The sequence below is a fragment of the Pantoea sp. 1.19 genome, from assembly GCF_001922585.1.
In the GTDB taxonomy this organism is placed as follows: Bacteria; Pseudomonadota; Gammaproteobacteria; order Enterobacterales; family Enterobacteriaceae; genus 1-19.
In genome coordinates, this window is the sequence record NZ_MRBS01000005.1 from 33,536 (window position 1) to 59,738 (window position 26,203).

Annotated in this window: 24 protein-coding genes; 7 read left to right on the forward strand and 17 right to left on the reverse strand. The window is 59.3% G+C overall.

Annotated features, from left to right (window positions below):
• Positions 1 to 61: 61 nt before the first annotated feature.
• The 7 genes from selB to fdnG are packed head-to-tail and all read right to left on the reverse strand — an operon-like array spanning position 62 to position 9,502.
• Positions 62 to 1,906, reverse strand: coding sequence for a selenocysteine-specific translation elongation factor (gene selB, locus BS626_RS10890; protein ID WP_075182431.1), 1,845 nt, complete (start codon positions 1,904 to 1,906; stop codon positions 62 to 64).
• Entirely contained in the window at positions 1,903 to 3,279 is a 1,377-nt protein-coding gene (selA, locus tag BS626_RS10895) for an L-seryl-tRNA(Sec) selenium transferase (protein ID WP_075182432.1), read from the reverse strand. The genes selB and selA overlap by 4 nt, the downstream gene beginning before the upstream one ends.
• Positions 3,280 to 3,295: 16 nt before the next feature.
• The gene (locus BS626_RS10900) at positions 3,296 to 3,904 is read right to left on the reverse strand and encodes a glutathione S-transferase (protein WP_075182433.1); all 609 of its coding nucleotides are present in this window, start codon (positions 3,902 to 3,904) and stop codon (positions 3,296 to 3,298) included.
• Between the two features lie 59 nt (positions 3,905 to 3,963).
• Positions 3,964 to 4,893, reverse strand: a complete 930-nt coding sequence (gene fdhE / locus BS626_RS10905) for a formate dehydrogenase accessory protein FdhE (RefSeq protein WP_075182434.1) — start codon at positions 4,891 to 4,893, stop codon at positions 3,964 to 3,966.
• Positions 4,893 to 5,543 (reverse strand): formate dehydrogenase cytochrome b556 subunit, encoded by a 651-nt coding sequence (gene fdoI, locus BS626_RS10910; RefSeq protein ID WP_075182435.1) that lies wholly within the window; start codon positions 5,541 to 5,543, stop codon positions 4,893 to 4,895. The genes fdhE and fdoI overlap by 1 nt, the downstream gene beginning before the upstream one ends.
• The gene (gene fdxH / locus BS626_RS10915) at positions 5,543 to 6,442 is read right to left on the reverse strand and encodes a formate dehydrogenase subunit beta (protein ID WP_075182436.1); all 900 of its coding nucleotides are present in this window, start codon (positions 6,440 to 6,442) and stop codon (positions 5,543 to 5,545) included. Before fdxH ends, fdoI begins: the two co-directional genes overlap by 1 nt.
• Before the next feature lie 12 nt (positions 6,443 to 6,454).
• Positions 6,455 to 9,502 (reverse strand): formate dehydrogenase-N subunit alpha, encoded by a 3,048-nt coding sequence (gene fdnG, locus BS626_RS10920; RefSeq protein ID WP_083615944.1) that lies wholly within the window; start codon positions 9,500 to 9,502, stop codon positions 6,455 to 6,457.
• A gap of 185 nt (positions 9,503 to 9,687) precedes the next feature.
• On the opposite strand from fdnG, the gene fdhD reads away from it, so the two are divergent.
• The gene (gene fdhD, locus BS626_RS10925; RefSeq protein WP_371328495.1) at positions 9,688 to 10,479 is read left to right on the forward strand and encodes a formate dehydrogenase accessory sulfurtransferase FdhD; all 792 of its coding nucleotides are present in this window, start codon (positions 9,688 to 9,690) and stop codon (positions 10,477 to 10,479) included.
• A gap of 646 nt (positions 10,480 to 11,125) precedes the next feature.
• On the opposite strand, the gene BS626_RS10930 is transcribed toward fdhD, so the two are convergent.
• The 5 genes from BS626_RS10930 to BS626_RS10950 form a co-directional block, all read right to left on the reverse strand.
• Positions 11,126 to 11,380, reverse strand: a complete 255-nt coding sequence (locus BS626_RS10930) for a DUF4282 domain-containing protein (protein ID WP_075182438.1) — start codon at positions 11,378 to 11,380, stop codon at positions 11,126 to 11,128.
• Positions 11,381 to 11,702: 322 nt separating this feature from the next.
• The gene (alsE, locus tag BS626_RS10935) at positions 11,703 to 12,383 is read right to left on the reverse strand and encodes a D-allulose 6-phosphate 3-epimerase (RefSeq protein WP_075182439.1); all 681 of its coding nucleotides are present in this window, start codon (positions 12,381 to 12,383) and stop codon (positions 11,703 to 11,705) included.
• Between the two features lie 45 nt (positions 12,384 to 12,428).
• Positions 12,429 to 13,688, reverse strand: a complete 1,260-nt coding sequence (locus tag BS626_RS10940) for a PTS ascorbate transporter subunit IIC (RefSeq protein ID WP_075182440.1) — start codon at positions 13,686 to 13,688, stop codon at positions 12,429 to 12,431.
• Between the two features lie 18 nt (positions 13,689 to 13,706).
• Complete coding sequence (locus BS626_RS10945) at positions 13,707 to 13,979, reverse strand: PTS sugar transporter subunit IIB (RefSeq protein WP_075182441.1); 273 nt, start codon at positions 13,977 to 13,979, stop codon at positions 13,707 to 13,709.
• A complete protein-coding gene (locus BS626_RS10950; RefSeq protein ID WP_075182442.1) occupies positions 13,976 to 14,443 on the reverse strand; it encodes a PTS sugar transporter subunit IIA in 468 nt (155 codons plus the stop codon). Before BS626_RS10950 ends, BS626_RS10945 begins: the two co-directional genes overlap by 4 nt.
• Positions 14,444 to 14,716: 273 nt before the next feature.
• On the opposite strand from BS626_RS10950, the gene BS626_RS10955 reads away from it, so the two are divergent.
• The 5 genes from BS626_RS10955 to BS626_RS10975 all read left to right on the forward strand — a co-directional run bounded on the left by BS626_RS10955 (position 14,717) and on the right by BS626_RS10975 (position 20,414).
• On the forward strand, positions 14,717 to 15,748 hold the full coding sequence (locus BS626_RS10955) for a LacI family DNA-binding transcriptional regulator (RefSeq protein WP_075182443.1): 1,032 nt from the start codon (positions 14,717 to 14,719) through the stop codon (positions 15,746 to 15,748).
• A 187-nt stretch (positions 15,749 to 15,935) separates the two neighbouring features.
• A complete protein-coding gene (gene sodA / locus BS626_RS10960) occupies positions 15,936 to 16,553 on the forward strand; it encodes a superoxide dismutase [Mn] (RefSeq protein ID WP_075182444.1) in 618 nt (205 codons plus the stop codon).
• A gap of 262 nt (positions 16,554 to 16,815) precedes the next feature.
• Positions 16,816 to 18,318 carry a sugar ABC transporter ATP-binding protein gene (locus BS626_RS10965; RefSeq protein WP_170870461.1) on the forward strand — a complete coding sequence of 501 codons (1,503 nt, stop codon included), beginning with the start codon at positions 16,816 to 16,818 and terminating at the stop codon, positions 18,316 to 18,318.
• A complete protein-coding gene (locus BS626_RS10970; RefSeq protein ID WP_075182446.1) occupies positions 18,315 to 19,313 on the forward strand; it encodes an ABC transporter permease in 999 nt (332 codons plus the stop codon). The genes BS626_RS10965 and BS626_RS10970 overlap by 4 nt, the downstream gene beginning before the upstream one ends.
• A gap of 36 nt (positions 19,314 to 19,349) precedes the next feature.
• Positions 19,350 to 20,414 carry a sugar ABC transporter substrate-binding protein gene (locus BS626_RS10975; RefSeq protein ID WP_075182447.1) on the forward strand — a complete coding sequence of 355 codons (1,065 nt, stop codon included), beginning with the start codon at positions 19,350 to 19,352 and terminating at the stop codon, positions 20,412 to 20,414.
• Between the two features lie 31 nt (positions 20,415 to 20,445).
• Here BS626_RS10975 and BS626_RS10980 read toward each other — a convergent pair whose 3' ends face one another.
• Together BS626_RS10980 and BS626_RS10985 are read right to left on the reverse strand one after the other, a co-directional pair.
• Entirely contained in the window at positions 20,446 to 20,928 is a 483-nt protein-coding gene (locus BS626_RS10980; RefSeq protein WP_075182448.1) for a FidL-like protein, read from the reverse strand.
• Positions 20,925 to 21,701 carry a winged helix-turn-helix domain-containing protein gene (locus BS626_RS10985; protein WP_075182449.1) on the reverse strand — a complete coding sequence of 259 codons (777 nt, stop codon included), beginning with the start codon at positions 21,699 to 21,701 and terminating at the stop codon, positions 20,925 to 20,927. Before BS626_RS10985 ends, BS626_RS10980 begins: the two co-directional genes overlap by 4 nt.
• A 325-nt stretch (positions 21,702 to 22,026) precedes the next feature.
• Between BS626_RS10985 and BS626_RS10990 the strand changes: the two genes are divergently transcribed.
• Positions 22,027 to 22,278 (forward strand): FaeA/PapI family transcriptional regulator, encoded by a 252-nt coding sequence (locus BS626_RS10990; RefSeq protein WP_075182601.1) that lies wholly within the window; start codon positions 22,027 to 22,029, stop codon positions 22,276 to 22,278.
• Positions 22,279 to 22,334: 56 nt separating this feature from the next.
• Here BS626_RS10990 and BS626_RS10995 read toward each other — a convergent pair whose 3' ends face one another.
• The 3 genes from BS626_RS10995 to BS626_RS11005 are packed head-to-tail and all read right to left on the reverse strand — an operon-like array spanning position 22,335 to position 26,093.
• On the reverse strand, positions 22,335 to 25,100 hold the full coding sequence (locus BS626_RS10995) for an FKBP-type peptidyl-prolyl cis-trans isomerase N-terminal domain-containing protein (RefSeq protein ID WP_075182450.1): 2,766 nt from the start codon (positions 25,098 to 25,100) through the stop codon (positions 22,335 to 22,337).
• Entirely contained in the window at positions 25,100 to 25,477 is a 378-nt protein-coding gene (locus tag BS626_RS11000) for a hypothetical protein (protein WP_075182451.1), read from the reverse strand. The genes BS626_RS10995 and BS626_RS11000 overlap by 1 nt, the downstream gene beginning before the upstream one ends.
• A 46-nt stretch (positions 25,478 to 25,523) precedes the next feature.
• Positions 25,524 to 26,093: a LuxR C-terminal-related transcriptional regulator gene (locus tag BS626_RS11005; RefSeq protein WP_075182452.1), complete on the reverse strand. Its 570-nt coding sequence runs from the start codon at positions 26,091 to 26,093 to the stop codon at positions 25,524 to 25,526.
• Between the last annotated feature and the right edge of the window lie 110 nt (positions 26,094 to 26,203).

The following is a 26,203-nucleotide window of genomic DNA, read 5'->3' on the forward strand; positions in this document are numbered from 1 at the left end:
AGTAACGGAGTACCGGTTTGCTGATGGGTAAGCGGCCCGGTGCGGCGCAGCGCGCACGCGGTCAGGCCTGAAATAACCCGCTGTCGCGCAGCAGATGCGCATTCCCGCGGCGGCGGGTAAAGCCGCTGCGGTCAAAAAACTCCAGAATTTGTACTGCCAGTTTGCGGCCAATGCCAAGGCGGTCGCGGAAGTCGGCAGCGATGGTCGCCGCGCCCTCGCGATCGCGTTCGCGGATCAGATCGGCAAAGATCTGTACGCGTGCGGATCGGTAGTAACGATCGTTGACGATCGCCGTCAGATGACCGAGCCTGGCCGCTTTGCGCAGCAGCGCGCGCATGACACTCTCCTCGACCGCAAGCGCCTGCGCCACATCGCGTACCCACCAGGCCTGGTCATCCAGCCAACCGTCGACCCGCTGCCACAGCGCCTGCTCCTGCGCATCAAATTGCACCATGAAACCGGGCAGATGCAGCAGGCCGCGGCTATTGATCAGCGCCTGTGATGCCAGCAGGCTATCGATCAGCGCCAGCACCAGTGCTTCCGGCTGGGCGGGAAGCGTCATCCGGCAGAGCCGCGCGCGACCAACGCCGCGCTCATCGGGGTGGCGCTCGTGCCACTGCGCGAGCGTCTCCAGTATCTGCTGCTGCCAGCGCTCGGCCAGCGGAGCCCCCAGCAGCCAGTCGCCGGCGCGCAGCGGCGCCAGCGGGATAAGCAGTGCGTCGAGCTGCGGTGGGGTTAGCTGACGCGCCCAGCCGAGGGTGCTCAGGCGCTGCGGCCCGCGCGCCAGCGTCAGCGAGACAATGGCCGCGTCGTCATCGCGCTGCGCCGCCAGCATCGTCAGCCAGTGCAAAAATGTCGGTTGGCGCTTGCCGCGTGCTGGCGAGAACAGCTGCAGCACGCGGCAGCCGGCCAGCGTCTGCTTTGCCCCGGGGTCGCGAAGAATCAGCGCATCGTTATCCGCCAGCCACAGCGGTTCATCCAGTGCCAGTTCGGCCAGCCCGTCGGCCAGCGGCGAAACGCGGCCAGTCAGGCGCCGCGCGGCGTGATGAATCTGTACGGATTGCCAGCTCTGCAGCGGCTGTAGTGCTGTCAGGCTGACCAGTACCCGATGCACCGGCTCCGGCGGGGGCGAATCCAGTAGCCAGTCGCCGCGCGCAATCGCCGTTTTATCGATGTCACCGGCCAGATTCAGCGCAACCCGCTGGCCGCCGCGGGCGGTGTCGACAGGATGATTCTGCGCGTGCAGGCCGCGCACCCGCACTGCATTACCGCAGCCGGTTAACCACAGGCTGTCGCCGGTGCGGACCTCGCCCGACAGGGCGGTACCGGTGACCACCACCCCGGATCCCTTTACGGTGAAAACCCGATCGACGGCCAAACGGAAACGTCGACCGGCTTCCCGCGGCGCAGGCGTCAGCGCAGCGAGGTGCTGTTTCAGCGCCGCTATGCTGGCCGCATCCTGCACGTCGGTGGAAAAAAACGTCGGCGTCTGCCATCCCAGCGTCGATAGCAGGACGGCGAGCTGCTGACGGACCTCGTTGACCCGAGCCGGAGAGACGCGGTCGGCTTTGCTCAGCGCCACCGACAGGGCCGGCTGTCCGCTCAGGCGCAGCAGCTGCAGGTGTTCACGCGTTTGCGCCATGATACCGTCATCGCAGGCCACCACCAGCAGCGCGTGGTCGACACCGCCTGTGCCGCTAAGCATATTGGCAAGGAATTTTTCATGGCCGGGAACATCAATAAAACCGATGGTGCGTCCGTCGGGCTGTGGCCAGTAGGCATAGCCCAGATCGATGGTCATGCCGCGCCGCTTCTCTTCCGGCAGGCGATCGGCGTCCTGACCGGTGATGGCCCGCAGCAGGGCGGTTTTGCCGTGGTCGACGTGGCCGGCGGTGACGATAATCATGCTTCGCCTCCGCGCTGTAAATCCTCATCGGCGTCAAGACAGCGCAAATCCAGCCACAAGCGTCCGCCCTGCAGGCGCCCGATCACCGGGCGGGCGCGCTGGCGCAGCTGCTGGCCCAGCGCCGCCAGACTGGATGCCGGGCCGCGCGGTGTGAAGGTAATCGCCGCGCTGGGTAAGCGGTCTACCGGCAGCGATCCGCTACCGATTTGCGACCAGCAGGGCTCAACCGCAAGGGTAAAAGACGCGCCGAATTCGGCCTGCAGGATGGGTAACAACCGTTCTGCCTGTGCCTGAATGGCCGCCTGCGGGCGAGTCAGTAAACGTAGCGTCGGCAGAGCATCCGCCAGCTGCTCGGGGTGACGATAGAGCTGTAGCGTGGCCTCCAGCGCAGCGAGAGTCATCTTATCCGCCCGCAGCGCTCGCTTCAGTGGATGCTGCTGCAGCCGGGCAATCAGCGCTTTTTTGCCCACAATGATGCCGGCCTGCGGGCCGCCCAGCAGCTTATCGCCGGAAAAGCTGACCAGATCGACGCCGTCGGCGATCAGTCGCTGCGGCATCGGCTCTGCTGGCAGACCATAGTGCGTCAGATCAATCAGCGAGCCGCTGCCGAGATCCACCAGCACCGGTACGCCGTGCTGCTGGCCAAGCGCCGACAGCGGTTTTTCGTCAACTGCCTGGGTAAAACCGGCGATCTGATAATTACTGGTATGCACTTTCATCAACGCGCCGGTCTCGTCGGAGATGGCTCGCTGATAATCAGAAAAGTGGGTGCGATTGGTGGTGCCGACCTCGACCAGATGACAGCCGGCCTGGCGCATCACATCAGGAATACGAAACGCGCCGCCGATCTCCACCAGTTCGCCGCGCGACACGATCACCTGGCGGCCACCGGCGGTGGCCGCCAGCATCAGCAGCACTGCCGCCGCGTTATTATTGACGATACAGGCGTCTTCGGCGCCGGTCAGCTCACACAGCAGGTCTGCCAGGGCGCGATCGCGGTGGCCGCGCGCGGCGTCATCCAGCGCGTACTCCAGCGTGACCGGCTGGCGCATTACCCGGCACACCGCGGCCACCGCGGCCTCACTCATGCGCGCCCGGCCAAGGTTGGTATGCAGTACCGTTCCGCTAAGATTGATGACCGGTCGCAGGGCCGAACGCCGCCCGGCGCGCAGGCGGGTGGCGGCTTCCGTCGCCCAGTCGGCGTGCCAGTCGGGCAGGCGCTGGTGGGCAAGGATGTGCTGGCGTGCTTCACTCTGCATCGCGCGCAGCGTCTCGGTCAGCCGGCGCGTTCCCGCACTGGTGTGCAGCGGGCGAAAGCGGGCATCGCGCAGCAGGGCGTCGATGCCGGGGAGTTCGGAAAAAAGTGTTTTCATGCCGGGCGATCGTTACTCAGGTAGCGGAGGGGGCGGTGCGGGCCACGCTGTCGCGCAGCAGCATCTTTTCAGCCAGTCTGACCAGCTGCGGACGCGATGCGCACCAGCCGGGAGCGACGCGGCGAAAATTCAGGTAGCCCAGCGCGCAGACGGTAGCGATATCGGCCAGCGTGATCGCCTCGCCGTTCAGCCCCTGTCCTGCGCCAGCGGCCTGTTCCAGCCGATCCAGCCCGCGCAGAATTTTTTCACGCTGGCGCGCCAGCTGTTCGGCAGACTGGGCGGCATCGGGACGCATCTGTTCACGCACAATCAGCAGCGCCGCTTCGGCCACGCCATCGGCCACCAGCGCCAGCTGGCGGACTTTTAGCGCCTGCAGGCGATCGGCGGGCAGCAGCGGCGGCGTGGTGTTGTGCAGCTCAAGATAGTCAGCAATGATTGCCGAGTCGAACCAGCTATCGTCACCGTCGATCAGCGCCGGCACCTTACCCAGCGGATTAAATTGCCCTACCGGGCTGTCGGCCTCCCAGGGCGACGCGTTGACAAACTCAAAGGTGATGCCCTTTTCCAGCAGTATGATGGAAATTTTCCGCACAAACGGGCTGGTGTAATTGCCAATCAGTTTCATACTGGCTCCTTCAGGTGGGAAAAGCCGCTCTCCCGCCGGGGAGAGCAGGGAGATGACCTTTAGCCTTCGCCGGGAAACAGGAACGGATTGATGCTGCTGCGGGCAAAGCCCTCCTGCTCCATGCGGGCGTCCAGTACCAGCGAAGCGAGATCGTCAGCCACCGGTTCAACCGCCGGATCTTTTTCCTGATACAGCATCTTCAGGTAGGTCCCGCAGTCGCCGCAGCTCTCCGCCTTGACCGCCGCGTTCTCACTCTCCAGCGACCAGTAGTGCAGGTTGCCGGTCTGTTCGCAATTGGTGCATTTGGCGCGCACCACATGCCACTCACTCTCGCACAGGTTGCAATGCAAATAGCGCAGCCCGCCGTGCTGCGTGCCCATGTGCACCACGCTGGCAACCGGTACGCTGGCGCACACCGGACAAAACTGCCGCTGCTCACCATATTCTGCGCGGGCTTTACCCGGAATCAGCGCCGCCATTTGCGCCCAGTACACCGACAGCGCCGCCCAGATGAAGGGGGCTTTATCGCTGCTGACCTGGGCGAAATCCTCATTAAACAGCGCGCTGGCCATCGCTTCCAGCTCGGGCGCGGACGTTTTTTCCAGATTCTCCAGCACCGCCAGCGCCTGACCGCTCATCTCCGGTTTCAGTTCGGCGATCAGCGAGTGCAGTAGCTGCTGCCAGTGGGCGCTGCGCGGCAGCGTATGGATGTCCAGCGGCGGCTTACCGCTGGCGGCGGATTCGCGCAGCCGCGGATGTAAATCCATCTGCAGGGGGTGATCGTACAGGACTATCTCCTGTGCACTGGCGATCACGGCGGCAAAGCGTAAATAGTCGCCGAGCGGATTTTTCTCCGCCAGCTGGCGCAGGCGGGCCGCTCGCCGACTGTAGATGTTTTTTAGCCGGGGGAAAAGTAACGGCGGAATGTGATCCGCCGTTCTTGCCTCGCCTTTCTCCAGCTGTTCTTGCGGGATAATGCGAATACTCATCAGGGGCCTTTATCCTGTTGTGGCGGTGGCGTCTGTTTCGCGCGGATGGCGCGATACCAGCGCGGATGGTGCTTTTTCGCCCAGCTGGCGCTGACCCATCCTTCCACCATCGCGGTAATGGTGCCTTTCACCCAGAGTGCTGCATAGATGTGTACCATAATCACGACGATCAATACTACCGCCGAGACCGAGTGCACCAGCAGCCCGAGGCGGATCACCGGGATGGGGAAACTGCCGGCAAACCACGGCCGCCAGATAACAATGCCGCTGACCAGCAGCAGCAGCAGGCTGACGATTGCCGCCCAAAACACGCACTTCTGGCCAAAATTATAGCGGCCGGTATCCCCGACCTCCTGGTTTTGCGCAATTTTGTGAATGTTTTTGGCCCACTCGAGGTCGTCGCGGTTAATCAGGTTATGCCGCCAGTAGCGAAAAAACATGATCATAAACGCGGCGAACATCACCACCCCAACGAAGGGGTGGAGGATGCGCGCCAGCTGCGGCGTGCCGAGCACGCCCATCAGCCAGTTAAACGAGGGGAAGAAGAATCCCAGCCCGCTGAGCGCGGCCAGCACGAAGCAGATGGCCACCAGCCAGTGGTTAATCCGCTCCGGTGCGCTGTAGCGGGTGATGCGATCGTGTTGTTTCATCACTTACGCTCCTCTTTCTGGTGCAGATCGTCGTCTTCATCCTCTTCAACGCGGTTCGGTCCGATACCGACGTAATGGAACACCGCAGCGGCGAAGGTGGCGGCAAAGCCAATCGCCGCCAGCGGTTTCCATACGCCTTTCCAGAAGGTGACCGCCGGGCTGATGCTCGGATTGTCCGGCAGACCGTGATAAAGCTGCGGTTTGTTGGCGTGGTGCAGCACGTACATGACGTGCGTACCGCCCACCCCCTCCGGATCGTACAGGCCGGCATGGTCGTAACCGCGGGTCTTCAGCTCGTCGACGCGGTTACTGGCCAGCTGCTTCATGTCCTCTTTGCTGCCAAAATGAATGGCGCCGGTCGGACAGGTTTTCACACAGGCCGGCTCCTGGCCGACGGTGACGCGATCCACGCACAGGGTACATTTATAGACGCGGTTATCTTTCGGATTAAGGCGCGGCACGTCGAAGGGACAGCCGGCAATGCAGTAGCCGCAGCCAATGCACTGTTCCGACTGAAAATCGACGATGCCGTTGGCGTACTGGATGATCGCCCCCGCCGACGGACAGGCCTTCAGGCAGCCCGGATCGGCGCAGTGCATGCAGCCATCCTTGCGGATCAGCCACTCCAGCTTGCCGTTCTCCTCCACTTCGGAGAAGCGCATCACCGTCCAGGATTTGGCGGTCAAATCGGCGGGGTTATCGTATACCCCGACGTTATGCCCCACCTCATCACGAATGTCGTTCCACTCCGAGCACGCCACCTGGCAGGCTTTGCAGCCGATACAGGTGGTGACGTCGATCAGCTTCGCCACCTCCAGCTGGTGATCGCGGGCCTGGGGCGCGGGCGTGAAGCCGTTGGTAGCGGAGCGACGAATAATGTCTTGCGATTGATAAGCCATGATTGTTCTCCGTTACACCTTCTCGACGTTAACCAGGAATGCCTTAAACTCCGGCGTCTGGGTGTTGGCATCACCGACAAACGGCGTCAGGGTATTGGCGATAAAGCCTTTCTTCGCCACCCCTTCGTAGCCCCAGTGGATCGGGATACCGATGGTGTCCACCTGCCGGCCGTCAACGTCCAGCGTGCGAATACGCTTGGTGACCACCGCTTTGGCTTTGATATAGCCGCGGTTAGAGGTCACTTTCACCGTATCGCCCTGCGCAATGCCCAGTTTATTTGCCAGCTTCTCACCGATCTCCACAAACTGCTCCGGCTGCATGATCGCGTTCAGCAACGCATGCTTGGTCCAGTAGTGGAAGTGTTCGGTCAGACGATAGGTCGTGCCGACATACGGGAACTTATCCGCTTTGCCCATCGCCGCCAGGTCGTCTTTGAACACCCGCGCAGCCGGATTGGAGATCACGTTCGGATGCAGCGGGTTGGTACCCAGCGGCGTTTCAAACGGCTCGTAATGCTCCGGGAACGGCCCTTCCGCCATTTTATCCAGCGCAAACAGCCGGCCCATGCCCTCGGCCTGCATAATAAACGGCCCGACGTCGCTGTTGGGCGGCGCTGTGCTGTAGTCCGGGATATCGTCCCCGGTCCACTTCGCGCCGTCCCAGTGCAGCAGCTCGCGCTTCGCATCCCAGGGCTTCCCGGCCGGATCGGCCGAAGCGCGGTTGTAGAGAATACGGCGGTTGAGCGGCCACGCCCAGCTCCAGCCCGGGGTGTTGCCCAGCCCTTTCGGATCGGCGTTATCGCGGCGCGCCATCTGGTTACCGTCTGCGGTCCAGCTGCCGGCAAAGATCCAGCAGCCGCTGCTGGTCGTGCCATCGTCACGCAGATGGGCAAAGGTGCTGAGCTGCTGGCCTTTTTTCGCCAGCAGCGTGCCTTTATCGTCGTAAATATCGGCCAGCGCTTTGCCGTTGCTCTCACGTGCCACCTCTTCCGAGGCGGGGTTCTCCGGGGTCAGGTAGTCCCAGCGCATGTTCAGCACCTGCTCAGGCAGGGCACCGCCCTCTTGCCGGTACAGTTCGCGCAGGCGCAGGAAGATGCCGGCGAGAATTTCACCGTCATTCCGCGCTTCACCCGGACCGTCCTGACCTTTCCAGTGCCACTGCAGCCAGCGGGCCGAGTTCACGATCGATCCGTTCTCTTCCGCAAAGCAGGTAGAGGGCAGGCGGAACACTTCGGTCTGAATGTCGGCCGGATTTACCTCATTGAACTCGCCGTGGTTCTGCCAGAAGTTGGCGGTCTCGGTGTTCAACGGATCGATGGTCACCAGAAACTTCAGCTGCGAGAGTGACTTCACCACTTTGTTTTTGTTAGGGAAAGAGGCTACCGGGTTAAAGCCCTGACACAGATAGCCGTTGACCTTGCCCTGCGACATCAGCTCGAAATACTGCAGCACGTCATAGCTTTTGTCCCACTTCGGTAACCAGTCAAAGCCCCAGTCGTTCTCTTTTTGCGCGTTATCGCCCCAGAATGCCTTCATCATGCTGATAAAGAATTTCGGGTAGTTGCCCCAGTAGTTGACCTGTCCCGGCAGCAGCGGTTTCGGCGTGTTGGCGCTGAGGTAGGTAGGCAGATCGGTCTGCTTTTCAGACGGCAGGGTCAGGTAGCCTGGCAGGCTCTGCGACAGCAGGCCGAGATCGGTCAGCCCCTGAATGTTGGAGTGCCCGCGCAGAGCGTTCACGCCACCGCCGGCCATCCCTATGTTGCCCAGCAGCAGTTGGATCATTGCCATGGTGCGGATATTTTGCGCCCCTACCGAATGCTGCGTCCAGCCCAGCGCATAGAGGAAGGTGGCGGTCTTATCGGCCACGCTGGTTTCAGCAATCAGTTCGCAGACCTTCAGGAAGTCGGCCTCTGGCGTACCGCAAATGCGGCTGACCATCTCTGGGGTATAGCGGCTGATATGTTGCTTTAGCAGATTCCATACGCAGCGCGGATGGCTCAGCGTGGGGTCGCGTTTGGCGAAGCCATCGTCGCCCAGCGCGTAGTTCCAGCTGGTTTTGTCATACTTCCGGGTATCCGCGTCGTAGCCGGAGAACAGGCCGTCGTCGAAGCGGAAGTCCTCGCGCACGATCAGGCTGGCGTTGGTGTAGGCTTCAACGTATTCGCGGTTGAATTTCTGATGAGTGATCAGGTACAGCAGTACGCCCGACAGAAAAGCGATGTCGGTGCCGGAGCGAATCGGTGTGTAAAAATCGGCCACCGAGGCGGTACGGGTAAAGCGCGGATCGATGACAATCAGCTTGGCGCCGTTGTGAATTTTGGCTTCCATCGCCCAGCGGAATCCGACCGGATGCGCTTCGGCGGCATTTCCTCCCATCACCACGACGAGGTTGGCGTTACGGATGTCGACCCAGTGGTTGGTCATCGCACCGCGACCAAATGTTGGAGCAAGACTTGCTACCGTTGGTCCGTGTCAGACGCGTGCCTGGTTGTCGACCGCCAGCATGCCAAGCGATCGGGTAAATTTCTGGGTTAAGTAGCCGGTTTCGTTACTGGAGGCCGAGGCGCACAGCATCCCGGTAGAGAGCCAGCGGTTAACGGTCACGCCAGCATCATTCTGTGCGATAAAGTTCGCATCGCGATCGGCCTTCATCAGTTTGGCAATGCGACCGAAGGCCTCATCCCAGCTGATGCGCTGCCATTTGTCGGCGCCGGGCGCACGGTACTCCGGATACTTCAGGCGGCTCTCGCTATGGATAAAGTCCACCAGGCCGGCGCCTTTCGGACACAGCGCCCCGCGGCTTACCGGATGATCCGGATCCCCCTCGATGTGGAAGATGGTTTCTTTGGCGTTACGTGCGCCATCGCCGAGGCTGTACATTAACAGGCCACAGCCCACCGAGCAGTAAGTACAGGTGTTGCGCGTTTCGCGCGCGCGCAGCAGTTTATACTGCCGCGTTTCCGCCAGCGCCACTTCCGGCATAAAACCGAGTGCGGCTGCGGTAGTACCTGCCATACCGCCAGCGCAGATCTTAAAGAACTTCCTTCTGCTGACGTTCATGGATATTCCTTCATTACGACGACATTGCCCGGCTGCCGGTCATGGCCGTCAGCCTGAGATGATTTTTGCGGTATGCACCGCGGGGATTACAATCGCGTGCATAATAATAATACCATCGTTAGCGTGGATTTGTGATCAGAAGGCGACGTAAAGTGCAACAGCATCCGTACAAAAATGAAACGAATGTGACTGAGGTCGCGGCGGTCCGGTATCCGGTCCGGCAGCGGCAGGCGCTGACCTGCGCGCAGGATGACTGGCTGGCGCAAGAAGTACCGGTGGCGCTGGTCTACAACGGTATCTCCCATGTGGTGATGATGGCTTCGCCGAAAGATCTGCCGGCGTTTGCCTACGGTTTCTCGCTCAGTGAGGGCATTATCGCGACGCCGACAGACATTGTTGGCCTGGACGTGGTAGAGAGCGGTCAGGGTATTGAGGTGCAGATTGAGCTGTCGAGCCGTCGCTTTATGGCGCTGAAGGCGCGGCGTCGCAGCATGGCCGGGCGTACCGGTTGTGGCGTATGCGGCGTTGAGCAGCTGGCGGAGATCGATCGTCCGCTGGCGCCGCTACCGTTTACCCGCACCTTTTCCTTCGGCCACCTCGATACTGCGCTGAGTCAGCTGCGGCGCTTTCAGCCAACGGGTGATCTGACCGGCTGTACACACGTAGCGGCCTGGATGGATGCAGAGGGAACGCTGGTCGCGGGCGTAGAGGACGTTGGGCGTCACGTGGCGCTGGATAAACTGCTTGGCAGGCGCAGTCGTGAAGCCTGGCCAGAGGGCGCGGTGGTGGTCTCCAGTCGCGCCAGCTATGAGATGGTGCAAAAAGCCGCCGCCTGCGGCGTGGAGATGCTGTTTGCCGCATCCGCGGCTACCCAGCTGGCGGTGCAGCTGGCGGAGCGCTGTCATCTGACGCTGGTGGGATTCTGCAAACCCGGCCGGGCGACGGTCTACAGCCACCCGCAGCGCCTGCGTCCCTGACCGCGCCGCTGCGGATTTATCCGGGGGCGGCCTCTTGCGCAGGTGCCGGCTTTTGCCGGCGTGAACTGGCCGATGCGGTTAACGCCTGTCGTCGCGTAAACGCCGCGTTGCGTCTGTCTGAGCGGTTTAACGAGCGCCTGTTGCGCGGGCTCACTTGGCTATCGCGAGGACAAGCACTTCCCCATCTTCTTGCGCGCCTTAGATGCCTGGCGTTGGCGGCAGCGCAGCATTGAGTTACAGGCGATTGCTGTACGTGCTGAAGGCAGAAAATAGCTCTCCTCCACGACGGTAGGTATCTCATTCGCCTTCATATCGTACCCGCGCCTCCTCTGCAGGGTACCGTGAGTGGCGGGGGAGGCGACGTGACTCCGGGAGCGGGGCTCTGGCGAGCGCGCCGTGACCTTCTCCGCGCATCGTGCATAACGTCCGTTTATTGCCTCTCCCGGTTCGTCCGGGCGCGACGTAACGCGTATTGCCTGAGCTAAACCGGCCGTATTTAAGGCGAATGAGCGATCATCCGCTAAAGGCCGTCGGCGTATCCCGATACGCTGTTTACGCCGGAGCGGCCTCAATCTGAGGCGCTACGTGCGCCGGATCGGCTGAATCAGGCGAACCGGACGCTGTGTAACGCCATTGAAGAAAAGGATTATTCGATCGGGCCTGCGGCGGTATTTTCCGCAATGCGGCGCAAATATTCGTTATTCTTAAACGCCACCATGATCAGTTCAAACATCACGCGACAGCCAATCAGGCTGAACACCATGGCAATAAAGCCGGTGATCAGGTGTTCGGTGAACATTGAATACACGCCGCCGGCAAAGATCAACAGCATGGCTAACCAATAGAAAAATACCAGTACGCGCGGCGTTAATAAGTAGTCGAATCCCAGCATGGATTTCATTTTCTCTTCCTTAGAAATAAAGATATAAAAGTAATTGTTGACTCACACTCTTAATTGGCAGCGATCGGCTGCCTGAATGGCGCGACGTCCCTTCAGCGGGAGTGACTTTCGCTGTTCTGATGTATCGACATTCCTGGCTACATTCGCATATTGTTATGACAATCTCCAGTCTGCCGCGAGTTTTTACGCTGTAGTATCCGACCACAAAGCGCGAAATACTGCAGCTAAGGGGCTCGTGAAGCGCGCCGTGTGCTGGGCCGACGGGCGGCATACGGCGCCCCTAACGCCTGCCGGCATGGTGTTATCCGGGCAGAAGCGTGGGTCAAATCGCGGCCGTTTCGCGCCGGTAGTTTGCCTCCATCCGGCGCCAGGCCTCGCCGATATCGTCCGCCAGGCTGAACAGTCCGGAGGCGCCAACGATCATTACGTCGACGCCGGATGCGGCGATGGTGCCAAAGTTGTTTGCATTACAGCCGCCGTCGATCTCGGTTAAATAGTGCCAGCCGTGCGCTGCGCGCATTGCGATCAGCTGACGAATTTTATCCAGCGTGTGCGGCAGAAATGGCTGACCGGCAAAGCCGGGATCGACGGCCATCACCGTGACCTTATCCAGCAGATGCCCATATTCACGGAGGCTGTCGGCCGGCGTGGCCGGATTGAGCACCACGCCGCAGCGGCATCCCGCCTGGCGAATCTGCATGAGCAGGCGAAACAGCTTATTGTTGGCGGTCTCTGGATGAAAACTGATCACGTCGGCGCCGGCGGACAGGCACAGCGGTATGATCTCCTCAGGGTGGCTAACCATCAAATGAACATCAATCGGCACCGTGGTAATTTTGCGCAGATTTTCAATAAAAAAAGGCGATAAGGTGATATTTTTTACGTAGTTACCGTCCATGATATCCACGTGATAGAACGCGGCATGGGCATTCATCGCCTCGATCTGTTCGCGAAAGCGGGTTAAGTCCATGCACATCAGCGACGGATTAAAGCGGGGTGTCATGGCGATCTCCTGGAGGAACGCGGCGGTGCGGGCGCCGCCGGGAAATTAATGGAACAGCGACATGGCTTTGCCGAGCAGAATGCCGACGATGCCGAAATCCGCGTCGCCAAAGGTCGTTGACGCCAGGCCAAGATCGCCCAGCACCGGCAGTAACATCGCCGGTAAAAACGAGATCAGCAGGCCCTGAACAAAGGCGCCAACCATCGCACCGCGTCGACCACCGGTGATATTGCCGTACACCCCGGCGGTGGCGCCGCAGAAAAAGTGGGGGACCAGCCCGGGTACGATAACGCTAAGGCCAAACAGCGGGCAGAGAAACATACTCATTAATCCGGCAAGGAAGCTGCATAAAAAGCCAATCATTACCGCGTTGGGCGCGAAGGGAAACACGGTAGGGCAATCCAGCGCCGGTTTAGCATTAGGCACGACCTTATCGGCAATGCCTTTAAAAGCCGGCACAATTTCCGCAATCACCATGCGTACGCCGGCGAGAATGATATAGACCCCGGCGGCAAAGGTGATCGACTGAATGACGGCAAAAACCAGATAATGCTGGCCACTGCTCAGGGTTTCGGTGAACGGCTTGCCGACAATCAGTACCAGAATCACCAGTAGGATCATCATGGTTAATGAAATGGCCACCGATGAGTCGCGCAGAAAATTCAGCGTCTTAGGGACATTCAGTTCCTCAATGGATGGACTGTTTTTACCCACCGCTTTTCCGACCCATGCGGCGAGCAAATAGCCGCTGGAGCCGAAATGCCCCAGCGCCAGATCGTCTGAATGGGTAATTTTGCGGGTAAATGGCTGCAGAATCGCCGGCGAGATCACCATCATGCTGCCAAGAATCAGCGCGCCGGTGGCGACCAGCGGTACGCCGGCCATGCCGCCAGTGGCCAGAATCACCGCCAGCATCGCCGCCATATACAGCGTGTGATGGCCAGTAAGGAAGATGAACTTTAGCGGAGTGATCCGCGCCAGCACGATATTCACCACCATGCCAAAGACCATAATCATCGCGGTTTCAGAGCCAAAGTCTTTCTGCGCCAGTGCTGCCATGGCGTCGGTGTTGGGTACCACTCCCTGAATATGAAAAGCGTACTCAAATAGCTGGCTGAAGACCGTCAGCGTGGCGGCAATAATATTCGCTCCGGCGGTCAGAATGACAAACCCCATAATGGTTTTCAGGGTGCCGGAAATACAATCTGATGACGATTTTTTCTGAAGCAGTAGCCCCAGTAGTGAAAAAAGGCCAACCAGTATCGCCGGCGTGCCGAGCACATCCTGCATAATGAATTGAAGCATAGTGGGCTCCAGCCAGGGTTATCGTGACAGATTCTCGGCGAGAACCTGTTTGATTTTTGCGTTGTCCAGCAGGTTTGACAGGCCAACGACGTGGGCGGGGTGATCGACCAGGCGATCGGCGATATCCTGCGCCGCCAGGATCAGATCGGCCCGCTCTGAGCTGGCCGACGTTAAATCGGTATGCGCCACCTCGGCCTGCAGGCCCAGCTCGGCAAGGAGTTTTTTGACATTGATGTCGACGATAAAACTACTACCGAGGCCGTTACCGCAGACGATAAGGACTTTTTTCATGACGGTTCTCTTTCTAATGGGGAAGTCGGGGCGATGACCGCCCGGATAGCGGCCGGGGTGGTGGCGCTGAGCAGCGCAGCGAGGCGCGTCTCATCGCTCAATACGTCGGCCAGTTCAGCGATCAGCGCAATGTGGTGATTGCCTGACGGCGCGCACAGCGTCATCACCACCCGCACCGGATCGTTCTCCGCGCTGCCGAAAGGCACCCCTGTGCGCACGTGCAGTAGTGACAGGCCGTTAGCGAGAGCCCCCTGTTCAGGACGGGCGTGCGGCAGTGCCAGTCCGGGCGCCAGCACGGAGTAGGGGCCCAGAGCCAGATGGCTGTCGATCATCGCCGTGATGTAGGCTGGAGCGATCGCGCCGGCCGCCAGCAGCGGTGCCGCGCTCAGGCGGATCGCCTGCTGCCAGTCCTCCACGCGATCAACGACGTTGATCGTTTGGTCATTTAGCCAGTCGGTGAGCATGGGTAACCTCGTTATCCGTTACGTGAGCCTGCACTGTAGGTGAAAAGTTGAGCTTTAATCTGTGAAGTGAATCTCAAAAGTTAGCGCTAACATTGGGATTTGTTAAATAATGAGTTATCGCTAACATTTTGAAGCAGACGGGAGCGCGAGCGGGTGAATGCAGACGCGAAGGCGCCGGGAGGCGACGCGCAATTTGGCGCTTTTAGCATGGCGATGCGGCGTTAATCGCTTTAAGCTGCGTGGGTTGATTACCATTGTCAGGCGGAGAGAGGGATGAAAGAGAGACGGCGGCGAACGACCGGAAAAAGTACGCTGGCGGATGTCGCCAGGCGAGTCGGCGTCAGCAGCATGACGGCGTCGCGCGCGCTGCGGATGCCGGATAAAGTCTCTCCCGCGCTGCGGGAAAAAATCGACGCGGCGATTGCCGAATTGGGCTATGTGCCCAATCTCGCCGCCAGTGGACTGGCGTCGGCCAGCTCGCGGCTGATCGTCATGCTGGTCTCGTCGCTGTCTGCGCCCGGCTGTGCCTCGGTGTTCGAGGCGCTGCAGCGGGTGCTCACCGCGAAGGGGTATCTGACGATGCTGGTTGAAGCTGATATCGGTGGCCATGACGATCCCACCCTGCCAGAGAAGCTGCTGGCTTATAACCCAGCAGCGATAGTGCTTTACGGCTATGCCTGCGGCGAACAGGGGCGCCGGCTGCTGGTGAACGCGGGCCTGCCGGTCGTTGACGTGGGCTGTGTCAACGACGAGAGCGTCGGCATCAGCATTGGCGTCGATTTCTCTGCCGCCACTCGCGAGCTGGTGGCGGCCCTCACCGCGCGCGGCTGGCGTCATCTGGCGCTGTTGTGCACGCAGAATCATCCGGTGCAGTTTCGGCAAATCATGGCCGGCTGGCACAGCGGCATGTTAGCGAAAAACCACGCGCCGCACCGGGTGGTGACCAGCGCGGAGCCCCCCACTATTGCCACCGGATACCGGCTGCTCCACGATATACGCCTGACCTGGCCTGAAGTAGATGCGCTGATTTGTACCAGTGATGAAGTGGCCTGCGGTGCGCTGATGGCCTGCCACGCGGAGGGGATTGCTATCCCCAGCCAGCTGGCGCTGGCGAGCCTTGGCGGCGGGCATCTGACCGCCGTCTGCTCGCCGCCGCTGACCACCGTTGCGCTGCCCTGGCAGGAGATGGGTCAGCTGGCCGGGGAGCAACTGCTGGCCCTGCTGCAGGACGGTGAGGGCGTGGCCCGCGCCTGGCCACTGGCCACCAGGCTGGTGCTGCGCGCCAGCAGCGGAAAAAGCGAATAACCCTCGCCGGCGTACCGCGCATCCGGGGGATAAGCGTCTGTGTGCAGAAGAAAAAACGCAAACCCTCACAAAAACAAAGGCATTGATTACCATGTGCAAGTCGCGTTATTTCACTATAATGATCCGACTGCTTACGCGGCGCCCACCCGATGACGGTGCCGCTCAACACTAAATGGAGATGATGAACATGAGTTATTCACTGCCATCCCTGCCTTACGCCTACGACGCACTGGAACCGCATTTCGACAAGCAGACGATGGAAATCCATCACACCAAACACCATCAGACCTATGTCAACAACGCCAATGCGGCGCTGGAAGGCACCGAATTTGCTAAGCTGCCGGTAGAAGAGCTGATCGCCAAACTGGACAGCGTTCCGGCGGACAAAAAGACCGTTCTGCGTAACAACGCCGGCGGCCACGCTAACCACAGCTTTTTCTGGGAAGGTCTGAAAACCGGCACCAGCCTGCAGGGCGAGCTGAAAGCGGCGATCGAGAAAGATTTCGGCAGCGTTGACGCTTTCAAAGAAGCCTTTGAAAAAGCCGCCGCGACCCGCTTTGGTTCCGGCTGGGCCTGGCTGGTGAAGCAGGGTGACAAACTGGCCGTGGTCTCTACCGCTAACCAGGACAGCCCGCTGATGGGCGAAGCGATCTCCGGGACTTCCGGTACCCCAATCGTGGGTCTGGACGTGTGGGAACACGCTTACTACCTGAAATATCAGAACAAACGTCCGGACTACATCAAAGCGTTCTGGAACGTAGTGAACTGGGATAAAGCTGCAGAGCGTTTTGCCGCGGCGAAATAAGCCCTGCTGCTTCCCTACGAAACCGATGGCCCCGCCGTCGGTTTTTTTATGCCCGCCCCCGGCCATTCCTGCTGCTTTTTACCTGACGAATGGCGAATGATCTGAGTCACCGCCGCTGACTACCGCGCACTGTTCTGATATGTCTGGACATCTGGATGGCTAATAAGCTTTCGTGCTAGCTTATGTCCTTTGGTTCGTTGCCTGCGCGGAAGATTGCGCTAAAAATGCGACCACGAGTCTGATAACAAGAGTGTGGAACATGGTGGCGCTTAATCGCCTGGAAATGCGCAAAATTTCCCTGTCGTTTGGCGAGTTTTCTGCGCTGGCGGCGGTGGATTTTACCGTTGAGGGCGGGTCGATTCATGCTCTGACCGGCGCTAATGGCGCGGGAAAATCGACCCTGATGGCGGTGCTCTGCGGTGCGCATGCGCATTACCAGGGGGACATTCTGCTGGATGGACAGCCGGTTACCCTGCGTTCGCCGCGCGATGCCAAACGTCTGGGCATTCACCTGGTGCAGCAGGAAGTGGATACCGCACTGGTTCCTTCGCTCTCCGTGGCGGAAAACATTCTGCTCGATCGGCTGGCTGAGGATGGCCAGCTGATCCACTGGTCGGCACTGCGGCGCGATGCCCGGGCGCTACTGGCGCAGCTGCGGTCGACTATCGCGGTCACCCGCCGCGTAGCGCAGTGCACCCTCGCCGAAAAGCAGCAGATTTTGCTGGCCCGCGCGCTGTCGCATCACTGCCGCTTTCTGATCCTTGATGAACCGACCGCCCCGCTGGACCAGCATGAGAGCGCCCGGCTGTTTGCGGTAGTGCGCTCGCTCCGGGCGCAGGGTATCGGCGTGGTCTTTATTTCCCACCGTATTCCAGAGGTCAGCGCCCTGTGCGATTGCCTGACGGTGTTGCGTGATGGCCGGCGGGTAGAAAGCGGGCCGATGGCCGGTCTGAGCGGCGAACAGATCGTGGAAAAAATGCTCGGTCACCGGCTGCAGACGCTTTATCCGCCGCGCCGCCCGCCCTGCGGCGATGAGGTGCTGCTGCAGATTGACGGACTGCGCGATAACGGGCGTTTACAGGACATCACCCTGACGCTGCGCAAAGGAGAGATTCTCGGCATCGCCGGACTGGCCGGCGCGGGTAAGACCGAGCTGTGTAAGGCCCTGTTTGGCGCCAGCCAAAGTCGCGCGGCGCGCGGCAGCCTGTTTGGTCGGGCCTGGACGCCGCGCTCTCCGGCGGACTCAGTCGCGCGGGGCATCGCACTGGTCCCGGAAGAGCGGCGGAAAGAGGGCATTTTTATCGATGAATCGGTGGCGATGAACCTGAGCGTCGTTGCCGATAACCAGTTTTCACGCTGGGGCGTGTTTGGCCGCCGTCAGGCGTGGCGCTGGGCCGAAGAGCTGATCGCCCGACTGGGCGTGCGTACCCGCGGGCCGGATCAAACGCTGCGCCGCCTTTCAGGCGGAAACCAGCAAAAAGTGGCGATCGGCAAGTGGCTACGCCATCACGCCGGCGTGCTGATTTTTGACGAACCGACGAAGGGCATTGATATCAAAGCTAAAACCGAGCTTTTTACCTTGATAGACGGTCTGGCGCGCGAAGGTCGGGGGATTATCTACGCCTCCGGCGAATTTTCTGAACTGATTGGCCTGTGCGATCGCATCTGCGTACTGTGGGACGGAAAAATGGTTGCCGAACTGCCGGGCGATCGTGCTGATGAAGAAACCCTTTTACTCTACTCCACCGGAGGAATTCCCGCGTGAGCAGCAAAGCTCTGACCCCGAACGCCACCTCTACGCGGCGTCACCAGCTATTTGATTTTCTGTACAAATGGGGGATGTTACTCACCGTAGTGGCATTGATCGCCCTGTTTGGCGTACTGGCCGACGGTTTTTTGGACCCCAGCAATATCATCAATATTCTGCGTGCTATTGCCATTGTGACGGTGATCGCCATTGGCGTCTCCCTCTCGCTCACGGTAGGGGGGTTTGATTTATCCGTTGGCGCGACCGCCTCGCTGGCCAACGCACTGGTGATTTCGCTGTTTGTCTGGCACGGCTTGGGCACCACCGCGGCGATTGTCGTGACGCTGCTGCTCTGCTCGCTGGTGGGGCTGTTCAATGCATTTTTGATTGTGGTGCTGAACATCCCCGACATGCTGGCGACCCTGGCCAGCCTGTTTGTGATTCAGGGCGTGGCGATGACCTGGAGCTTTGGCGGCTCGATTACTGAAAATATGCTGCTGCCGAGCGGCGAGATGGCCGAGGGCAGCATTCCTCCGGCTTTTTCGCTGCTGGGCCAGGTGCCGATCATTGTGGTCATTATGCTGGCCGTCACGCTGGTGGCCCAGCTCGGACTGTCGCTGACGAAACACGGCCGGCGGATGTACGCCCTGGGGGGAAATCCGGAGGCCGCGCGCCTGTCCGGCATCCGCACCGTGCGTTACCGCGTGGTGGCCTATGTGCTGGCCTCGCTGCTGGCCGGCCTGGGGGGTATTTTGCTGGCATCGCGCATTGGTTCGTCACAGGTTAATGCCGGCAGTGGCTACCTGATGGACGCGGTGGCGGCAGCGTGGATTGGTCTGTCACTGGCCGGATCGGGTAAACCCAATGCGCTGGGCACACTGCTGGGCGCGGTGATCCTGGGCGTACTGCAAAACGGCCTGGTGATGCTGTCGGTGCCCTACTATGCCATGGACATTATTAAAGGATTGGTGCTGGCCAGCGCGCTGGCACTGACCTATTTTCCACGCCGCTAGCGGCGTCAGTACTGTACAGACAGGGGAACCCATCGCATGAAATGTTTCGTTCTCACCACGCTGGCCGCCGGCCTGCTGACCACCCTGGCCGCCGCGGCCGCGACGGCCCCGATCCCGGCGCCCCTCGCCAGCCATGATGGCCCGGTGCGCGTAGCGGTGATCCGTAATCTCGGCTCCGATGATAATACTACTCAGTTTGTTGCCGGGGCGATTCAGCAGGGCAAAAAGCTGGGTTTTAAAGTCAGCACGTTTTTGAGCAACGGCGATGACGCCCGTTTCCAGGATTTCGTCAACCAGGCGATCAGCCAGAAATATGATGCCATTATCCTGTCGCACGGTAAGTCACCCTATGCCACCGGACTGGTTGAGCGCATCGCCAACAGCGGTATCAAGGTCTCGGTATTTGATACGCCGCTCGATAAACCGATCGCCGGGGTGACCCGTACCGCGCAGGACGATGCCTCGCTGGCGGCGCTGTCACTGCGCCAGCTGATTCGCGATCACGGCGGAAAAGCCAACATTATTAAGCTCTGGGTAGCGGGCTTCCCGCCGATGGAGCGCCGTCAGGTGGTGTATGACAAGCTGCTGCAGGAGAATCCCGGCATTCATCAGCTGGAATCCATCGGCGCGGTATCGACCGATGTTCAGGGGGACACGGCCAATAAAGTCGGAGCGATCCTCGCCAAGTATCCGAAAGGCAAAATTGACGCGATTTGGGGCGCTTGGGATGCGTTCAGTCAGGGAGCATATAAAGCGCTGCGGGAAAACGGCCGTACCGAGATCAAACTCTACAGCATAGATGTGTCGAATCAGGATTTGCAGCTGATGCGCCAGCCAGGTAGCCCGTGGCAGCAAACCGTAGCGGTGGACCCGCGATTGATCGGCGCCATCAATATGCGGCTGGTTGCGCTGAAGATTGCCGGAGAAGCTACCCCGGACAGCTATCAGTTTAAAGCGGCGGCCATTTCTCAGGCGCAGCTCAACCAGCAGCAGGGGGCGGTGAACGTCGCCAATCTGAAACGCATTATTCCCGGCTGGGGAGAGTCAGATGACTTTGTCGCCCCGTGGTTTGCCACCCTTGCCGAACAGCAGGGGCGGTAATGTCTGGCGACAGTAACTCTGCTCCCGGCCGTCAGCGTCGCATGCAAATATACAGCGGCGTTGACAGCCCCGAATACAACATTGCGTGATCGGAAAGCGGTTTTACGCGCAGGATAAGCACATCAGACCGGATCATCATTTTATAAAACTGCTCGTCGGGAATGGTGTCGGAAAGGGATTTCGACATCGATCGATGCCGCAGCTCCAGCGTCTGATTATCCGCAAAGTAACGATAAGTAAACATATGCGTTCGGTTCACCGCCCAGCTTTGCTCATTTTGAGTAATCAGTCCGTTAAAGTAAAACGAGATCGTGGTGTTATCGAGGGTGGTGATGGTGATATCACCGTTCATACCGGCTTTGCCCGCCGGCGTATCAAATTGCATCTGCATTTCTGCCGTGCAGTGCTCATTCCACTGTGAACTGGTGTGGCGTGGCCACCATCGTTTGGCCGCTATCAGCGCCAGCGCCAGCACGACCAGCATCAGGATGGCAACAGTGAGGCGTTTTTTCATGAGGCGGGTGACCTGAAGTAAAAGTAGTTACGGCAATGGCTGCGGCTATCCGGACGCAGTCGGGGACACTGGCTGACGAACAGCACCTCATCCACACGCGTGAGGTGATGCCGCATTGAAGTAATTTGGTAGAAAATGACGTTGTTATCTTTCTGGCAGTGGATGCCCTGTGCGGACATAAACGTCATTACTTTGCGCTGATCGACGGGGACTTGCTGCGTATCACTCTGTCCCAGATCAACCAGATAACACGCGCCAACGCGTACGATCTCTTCGCCGGCAGTGTCGGGTAATGCATTGCGATATTGATACCAGGAAACACCGGCCAGCAAGATAAACAACAGGAAAAATAACCACAATGCAATCGTGGGTTTTTGCCGTTCCGGCACCGTTGACGAGGAAGAAATAAGAGATTCAGCGCGCGGTGATAACGGCTTTTGGGCCGGCTGCGTCACAACTTCTGCATTTAACCGAAATCCCTCTTTGGGGACGGTGATGATGATCTCATCTGTAATCCCCAAGGAAACAAAGGTTTTCCTGAGAATACTAATATGATTACTCAGGTTACTACCTGAGGGCGTCAGACCATGATCTTCCCACACGGTTTTAAGCAAATGCGCCCGACTCACTACGCTATTGTGCGCGATAATTAATTGGAAAAGTAAGCGGCAGGCCGGTTTCGGCAGAGCGCAGGTATTCTGTGGCGAGTTGGCCAGCCACAAAAGTGCGCTTTCAACATCAAAAACAACGGTGTTGTTAATCAGGTAGTTCATCTGGCTGCGTCAGTACACCGATGGCGTGAATCGGTGACAAATCCTGTGTGGTCAGTCAGCCTGCAGTATAGAGCAGAAAACAGACGTTAACAATTCGTGAATTCGCATAAAAAAGAGAGATAGATTAAGTTAATAAGACTACTTTTTTCTTCTCAATTCAGAACTAAATCATAATAAAAATGTACCATTAAGATAATAACTCCGTTTATTTTATACAAACGATATTAAATTTCGAATGTCGGGTGATTGCGATAAGCTGTTGCAGCCTTAGAAATGTGGGCACATGGAGACGTATGGACGAGAGATTATTTAAGGAGGAGTGATCGTGAAACGTTCAAATCTACGGGAAGAAAAAAAACAAGAATCTTTAAAGCGCGTCATGCTGGCTATTCGTGAGATTTCACAGGAGCAGCGCTCGCGCAGCACATCGGATTTACCCAGCACGCGAGATATTGCGGATCGGTGTGATTTGAGTATTTATAACGCCAGGCATATGTTAATTAAACTTCAGGATGAAGGAATGATTGCTCCGGTCAAAGGAGAAAATAAACGCATGCTATACTGGGAAACACTTTAGTTTTTATCGGCACAAGCCGTGAGTCTGCAACGCCTGACATGACTGTCAGGCGTTTTTTATTTATTTTTTTGTGGTGAGACGGCTAAAACGTTCAGCTCATAAATCATAGTGGACTGCGGCGGAATATTAGGCGGATAACCTTTCTCTCCATATGCCAGCTCCGGAGGCACAACCATGGTCAGCGTGCCGTGATTTTGTAGTCGCTTAATCGCATCCTGAAACAGCGGCGGATATTCTGCCAGCGGCTGCGATAGCACGCGACGGCTGGCCTGCATATCGCGAATCACTTTACCGTTCACCAGTGACTCTTTGAGGGTGATGTCCACCACCGTTTTGGCGGTGATTTTGCCGCTGCCCTGGCGAAGAATTTTGTACCAGTAGCCAATGGGAGACTGTTTGACACCGGCCTCTTTTTTAAAGCGCGCGATGAAATTTTTGCCCGCCTGCTCTTCTTTTGAAATGGCCCTGGTCACCGCCTGAGTGATCCCGGCTTCAGCCTGCTGCATGACCTGCTTAAACTCACTGGCGGTCAGACGCGGTTTGTCAGCGAGCGCATCGATTACGCCGTTCATCAGGGCTGCATTATCGGTTTTCTCACCAATCTGCGCGTTGGCATCGCGGAGCTGCAAAATTTCGTGGCCCAGTGAATAGCCAATCGCGTAGCTCTTTTTCACCAGTGGTTGCTTTAATCGGGCCTCCTGAAGCGCGGGCAGTCGCGACGAGGAACCACTGCCGGCGACGTCCGCCGGCTGTTTTTTCAGCGCGTCGTTCAGACGGGCCACGCTGGCCTCCAGCTGCGCTTTTTGCTCACTGGCCTGCTGCTGTGCGGCAGTTAGCGCGGCGACTTGCGCCTCGAGCTGCTGTTTCTCTTTGGCGTGCTGCTGGATCGCCTGAGGTTCGCTCAATTGTTTTTGCCGCTGCGCGGTGTTCAGCGCGGCAAGCTGCGTCTCCAGCTGCTGTTTCTCCTTTGCAGCCTGTTGTTGAGCGCGCTGCAGCGTAGCGATCTGCTGGTCTCGCTGCTGCTGTGCTTCAACGGCCTGCTGCTGCGCGGTGGTCAGCGCGGCAAGCTGCGTCTCCAGCTGCTGTTTCTCCTTCGCGGCCTGTTGTTGAGCGCGCTGCAGCGTGGCGATCTGCTGGTCTCGCTGCCGCTGTGCTTCAACGGCCTGCTGCTGTGTGGCGGTCAGCAGTGCGAGTTTCGCCGCTAACTGCTGTGTTTCCTCAACGGCTTTCTGCTGCGCCGCCTGGCGTTCGCTCAGCTGACCCTGTTGCTGCCGGGTATCGGCGGTCAACGCGTTAATCTGCGCCGTCAGCTGCTGCTTCTCTTTAGTGGCTTGCTGCTGTGCCGTCTGCAGGGTGACAATTTGTCGATCTCGCTGTTGCTGTGCTTCTACGTCCTGCTGCCGGACAGCCGTTAATTGCGTAATTTTTTCCTCTAACCGCTGCTTTTCTTTGTCGCTTTGCTGCTGCGCCTGCTGCAGCAAAGCGATCTGCGCCACCAACTGCTGCCTGTCGCCGCCAACGTGCTGCACCGCCGCCTGCAGTTCGGCAAGCTGTGCGGCCAGCTGTTGTTTCTCGGCGAGATTTTTTTGCTGCTCGGCGGTAAGCCGGGCAATCTGCGTCATCACGTGCTGCTGCTGACTGTCGCTTTTCTGTCGCTCGGTGCTCAGTTGTGCAATCTGCTGACTGAGGCGCTGATTGTCGGTTGCGGCGCGCTGTTGTTCGCCTTTCAGGGTCTCCAGCGAGCGCTCAAGCTGCTGCTTATCCTGCTGCAGTTTCTGTCGGTCTGCCAGCAGCCCGGCGATCTGCTCTGACTGCGGCGTTTCGCCGGCCGCGGCCGCAGTGGCTTCCGCGAGCTGTTTTTCAAGGGTCTGTTTTTGCTGCTGAACGGTATTCAGCTGGGCGGTCATGTGCAGCAGTTGAACGTCCCGCGACATCTGCGCTGCCAGCGCCTGTTTCTGCCCGGCCTGCAGTGTGGCGTCGTCGGCCTCGAGCTGCTGACGCGATGCAACGGCCCGATCCCGTGCGGCCGTGAGCGCCGCCAGTTGATCGGTCAGGCGACGGTTTTCCTCTTCCTGTCGTTGCTGTTGCTGAGTCGTTTGGCGCTGATGAGCCTGCAGGCGGGCCAGTTCGGCATCCTGAGTACGACGTTCGGCCGCAGCCAGCGCCTGCTGTTTTTCCAGCGCGGCGTTTCTCGCTTCGGCCTCGCGCAGTTGGTGCTGCAGCGTCGCCAGCTTCTGCGCGAGCGCGCGGCGGCCCTCAGCAGAAGCCACGGTGGTGTGCTGTTCCAGTTCGCTGATGCGCTGCTGCAGCGCCGCTATCTGCTGCTGATAGCGGTTGATGCTGTGCTGCGCCTGCGTCAGCAGCAGGGCGGCGCTTTTGGGTGCCAGGCGCTGCCACAGCGAGTGCAGCATGTTCCCGCCGTTTAGCTTCAGCGTGGGTGCGGTAGCGGCGGGTGACGGAGCGGACGGCGGAGCAGCAACCGCTGCCGCTTTGGCCTGACGCAGCGCCTTTTCCAGCGCGCGGTTACGCGCGCTCAGCGAAGCGATCAGTTCACGGCTGTTCGGTGAGGATCGGGAGGCCGCGATTGCCGCCGCCAGCGGTTTTTTGGGCGTGCCCGGCGCGGCAGGATGCGCAGAGACAGAAGTAGGCAGCGGTGCTAACGGGGGCGTTGTTGCGTGCTGCTGCTGATACTCTTCGGCAAAGTCCAGCACCGCCTGGGCGGCAGTAGCCGGCGGCGATTCCGCGTGCGCTGGCGCAAGAGTGGAACTCAGCAGGGTGCTGGCGATTAGCCAGTCACGGCGGGAAGAGAAGGGTGGACGCATTACTCAGCGTTTCCTTTTTTAGACAATCCCAGCAGCAGCGTCTGGTTGATGTCTGCACAAAGCAGATTGACCCGGTACAGATAGAGCGCATCGACCGTTTCCTGGGTCCCGTTGGTGACGCCGGTACGCAGCTGTTTATACTGTGCGGCGTTACGCATCAGGCCGGCGAAGCTTTTTTGCAATGGACCGAACTGCTCAGGCGCCACCTGCTTGATCGCATCCAGCTGCGCTTTGCACAGCTGCAGATCGGTGCGGGTTTTGCTGCCGGCCAGCCCTGTTTCATCGCGGCTCAGGCAGCCGGTGAGCATCGTTAACGCCGCGGCCAGTAACAGTGACGCGGAGACCCGCGATGGCGCGGAAAAAAAACAGCTAGTCATAGATACGGTCCATAATCAACATGCTTACGGCGCAGGCTGCGGGTTATTAATGAAAGAAGTCACGCTGTTTCAGCAGCCAGTAATTAAAGTCAGGGCGACGGCCGATACTGAGCTTGGCCATAATATTGCGTTTGTGTGAGCTGACGGTTTTTTCGCTAATGCGTAAACAACGCGCCACGGCGGCATTATTCAGTCCGCGCGCCAGATAGCGCAGGGTCTCTATCTCTCGCAGCGTCAGCGGTGCGTGGCTCTCCTCTGCGTCGGGCGGCGGTGCCAGACTGGTCAGGCGGCAGTGCGGTATGACGTCCAGTAGCCGCCGCTGCAGCTCGGCCAACGGCAGCGTGCGCAACAGCGTGCTGGCTGCGGCCCTCGCTCCGGGCGCATTCTGCAGAATAAACACCGGTCCCAGGCGCCGCAGGGTGGTTAGCACGCTGCCGTGGCTGGCGGCGGCTCGATGGGCGATGAAACTCAGACCGATATTTTTCCCACCCACGTCGTGAGTAAATTGTGTAAAAATACCCCGCTGGTTAAAGAAGTGCGTTAAAAAATCCATTAAACCTTCACGATAAAATCGATCTTCATCCTGTAAATAAATCACAATGCGGCGCGCTTCCATGGCGAATCCTTACCGTGTTTTTATGCGAAATGATACTAGCGGGCAGTCAGCTTGACCGGTGGAGAGGAGATTCTAGCGGTAGAACGGCGGGGTAAATATAGCATGATCGG

Excerpts from the sequence above, each read along its gene's own strand:
- selB (WP_075182431.1), bottom strand. The coding sequence starts at position 1,906 with ATGATTATCGTCACCGCCGGCCACGTCGACCACGGCAAAACCGCCCTG.
- selA (WP_075182432.1), bottom strand. The coding sequence starts at position 3,279 with ATGAAAACACTTTTTTCCGAACTCCCCGGCATCGACGCCCTGCTGCGC.
- BS626_RS10900 (WP_075182433.1), bottom strand. The coding sequence starts at position 3,904 with ATGAAACTGATTGGCAATTACACCAGCCCGTTTGTGCGGAAAATTTCC.
- fdhE (WP_075182434.1), bottom strand. The coding sequence starts at position 4,893 with ATGAGTATTCGCATTATCCCGCAAGAACAGCTGGAGAAAGGCGAGGCA.
- fdoI (WP_075182435.1), bottom strand. The coding sequence starts at position 5,543 with ATGAAACAACACGATCGCATCACCCGCTACAGCGCACCGGAGCGGATT.
- fdxH (WP_075182436.1), bottom strand. The coding sequence starts at position 6,442 with ATGGCTTATCAATCGCAAGACATTATTCGTCGCTCCGCTACCAACGGC.
- BS626_RS10930 (WP_075182438.1), bottom strand. The coding sequence starts at position 11,380 with ATGAAATCCATGCTGGGATTCGACTACTTATTAACGCCGCGCGTACTG.
- alsE (WP_075182439.1), bottom strand. The coding sequence starts at position 12,383 with ATGACACCCCGCTTTAATCCGTCGCTGATGTGCATGGACTTAACCCGC.
- BS626_RS10940 (WP_075182440.1), bottom strand. The coding sequence starts at position 13,688 with ATGCTTCAATTCATTATGCAGGATGTGCTCGGCACGCCGGCGATACTG.
- BS626_RS10945 (WP_075182441.1), bottom strand. The coding sequence starts at position 13,979 with ATGAAAAAAGTCCTTATCGTCTGCGGTAACGGCCTCGGTAGTAGTTTT.
- BS626_RS10950 (WP_075182442.1), bottom strand. The coding sequence starts at position 14,443 with ATGCTCACCGACTGGCTAAATGACCAAACGATCAACGTCGTTGATCGC.
- BS626_RS10955 (WP_075182443.1), top strand. The coding sequence starts at position 14,717 with ATGAAAGAGAGACGGCGGCGAACGACCGGAAAAAGTACGCTGGCGGAT.
- sodA (WP_075182444.1), top strand. The coding sequence starts at position 15,936 with ATGAGTTATTCACTGCCATCCCTGCCTTACGCCTACGACGCACTGGAA.
- BS626_RS10975 (WP_075182447.1), top strand. The coding sequence starts at position 19,350 with ATGAAATGTTTCGTTCTCACCACGCTGGCCGCCGGCCTGCTGACCACC.
- BS626_RS10980 (WP_075182448.1), bottom strand. The coding sequence starts at position 20,928 with ATGAAAAAACGCCTCACTGTTGCCATCCTGATGCTGGTCGTGCTGGCG.
- BS626_RS10985 (WP_075182449.1), bottom strand. The coding sequence starts at position 21,701 with ATGAACTACCTGATTAACAACACCGTTGTTTTTGATGTTGAAAGCGCA.
- BS626_RS10995 (WP_075182450.1), bottom strand. The coding sequence starts at position 25,100 with ATGCGTCCACCCTTCTCTTCCCGCCGTGACTGGCTAATCGCCAGCACC.
- BS626_RS11000 (WP_075182451.1), bottom strand. The coding sequence starts at position 25,477 with ATGACTAGCTGTTTTTTTTCCGCGCCATCGCGGGTCTCCGCGTCACTG.
- BS626_RS11005 (WP_075182452.1), bottom strand. The coding sequence starts at position 26,093 with ATGGAAGCGCGCCGCATTGTGATTTATTTACAGGATGAAGATCGATTT.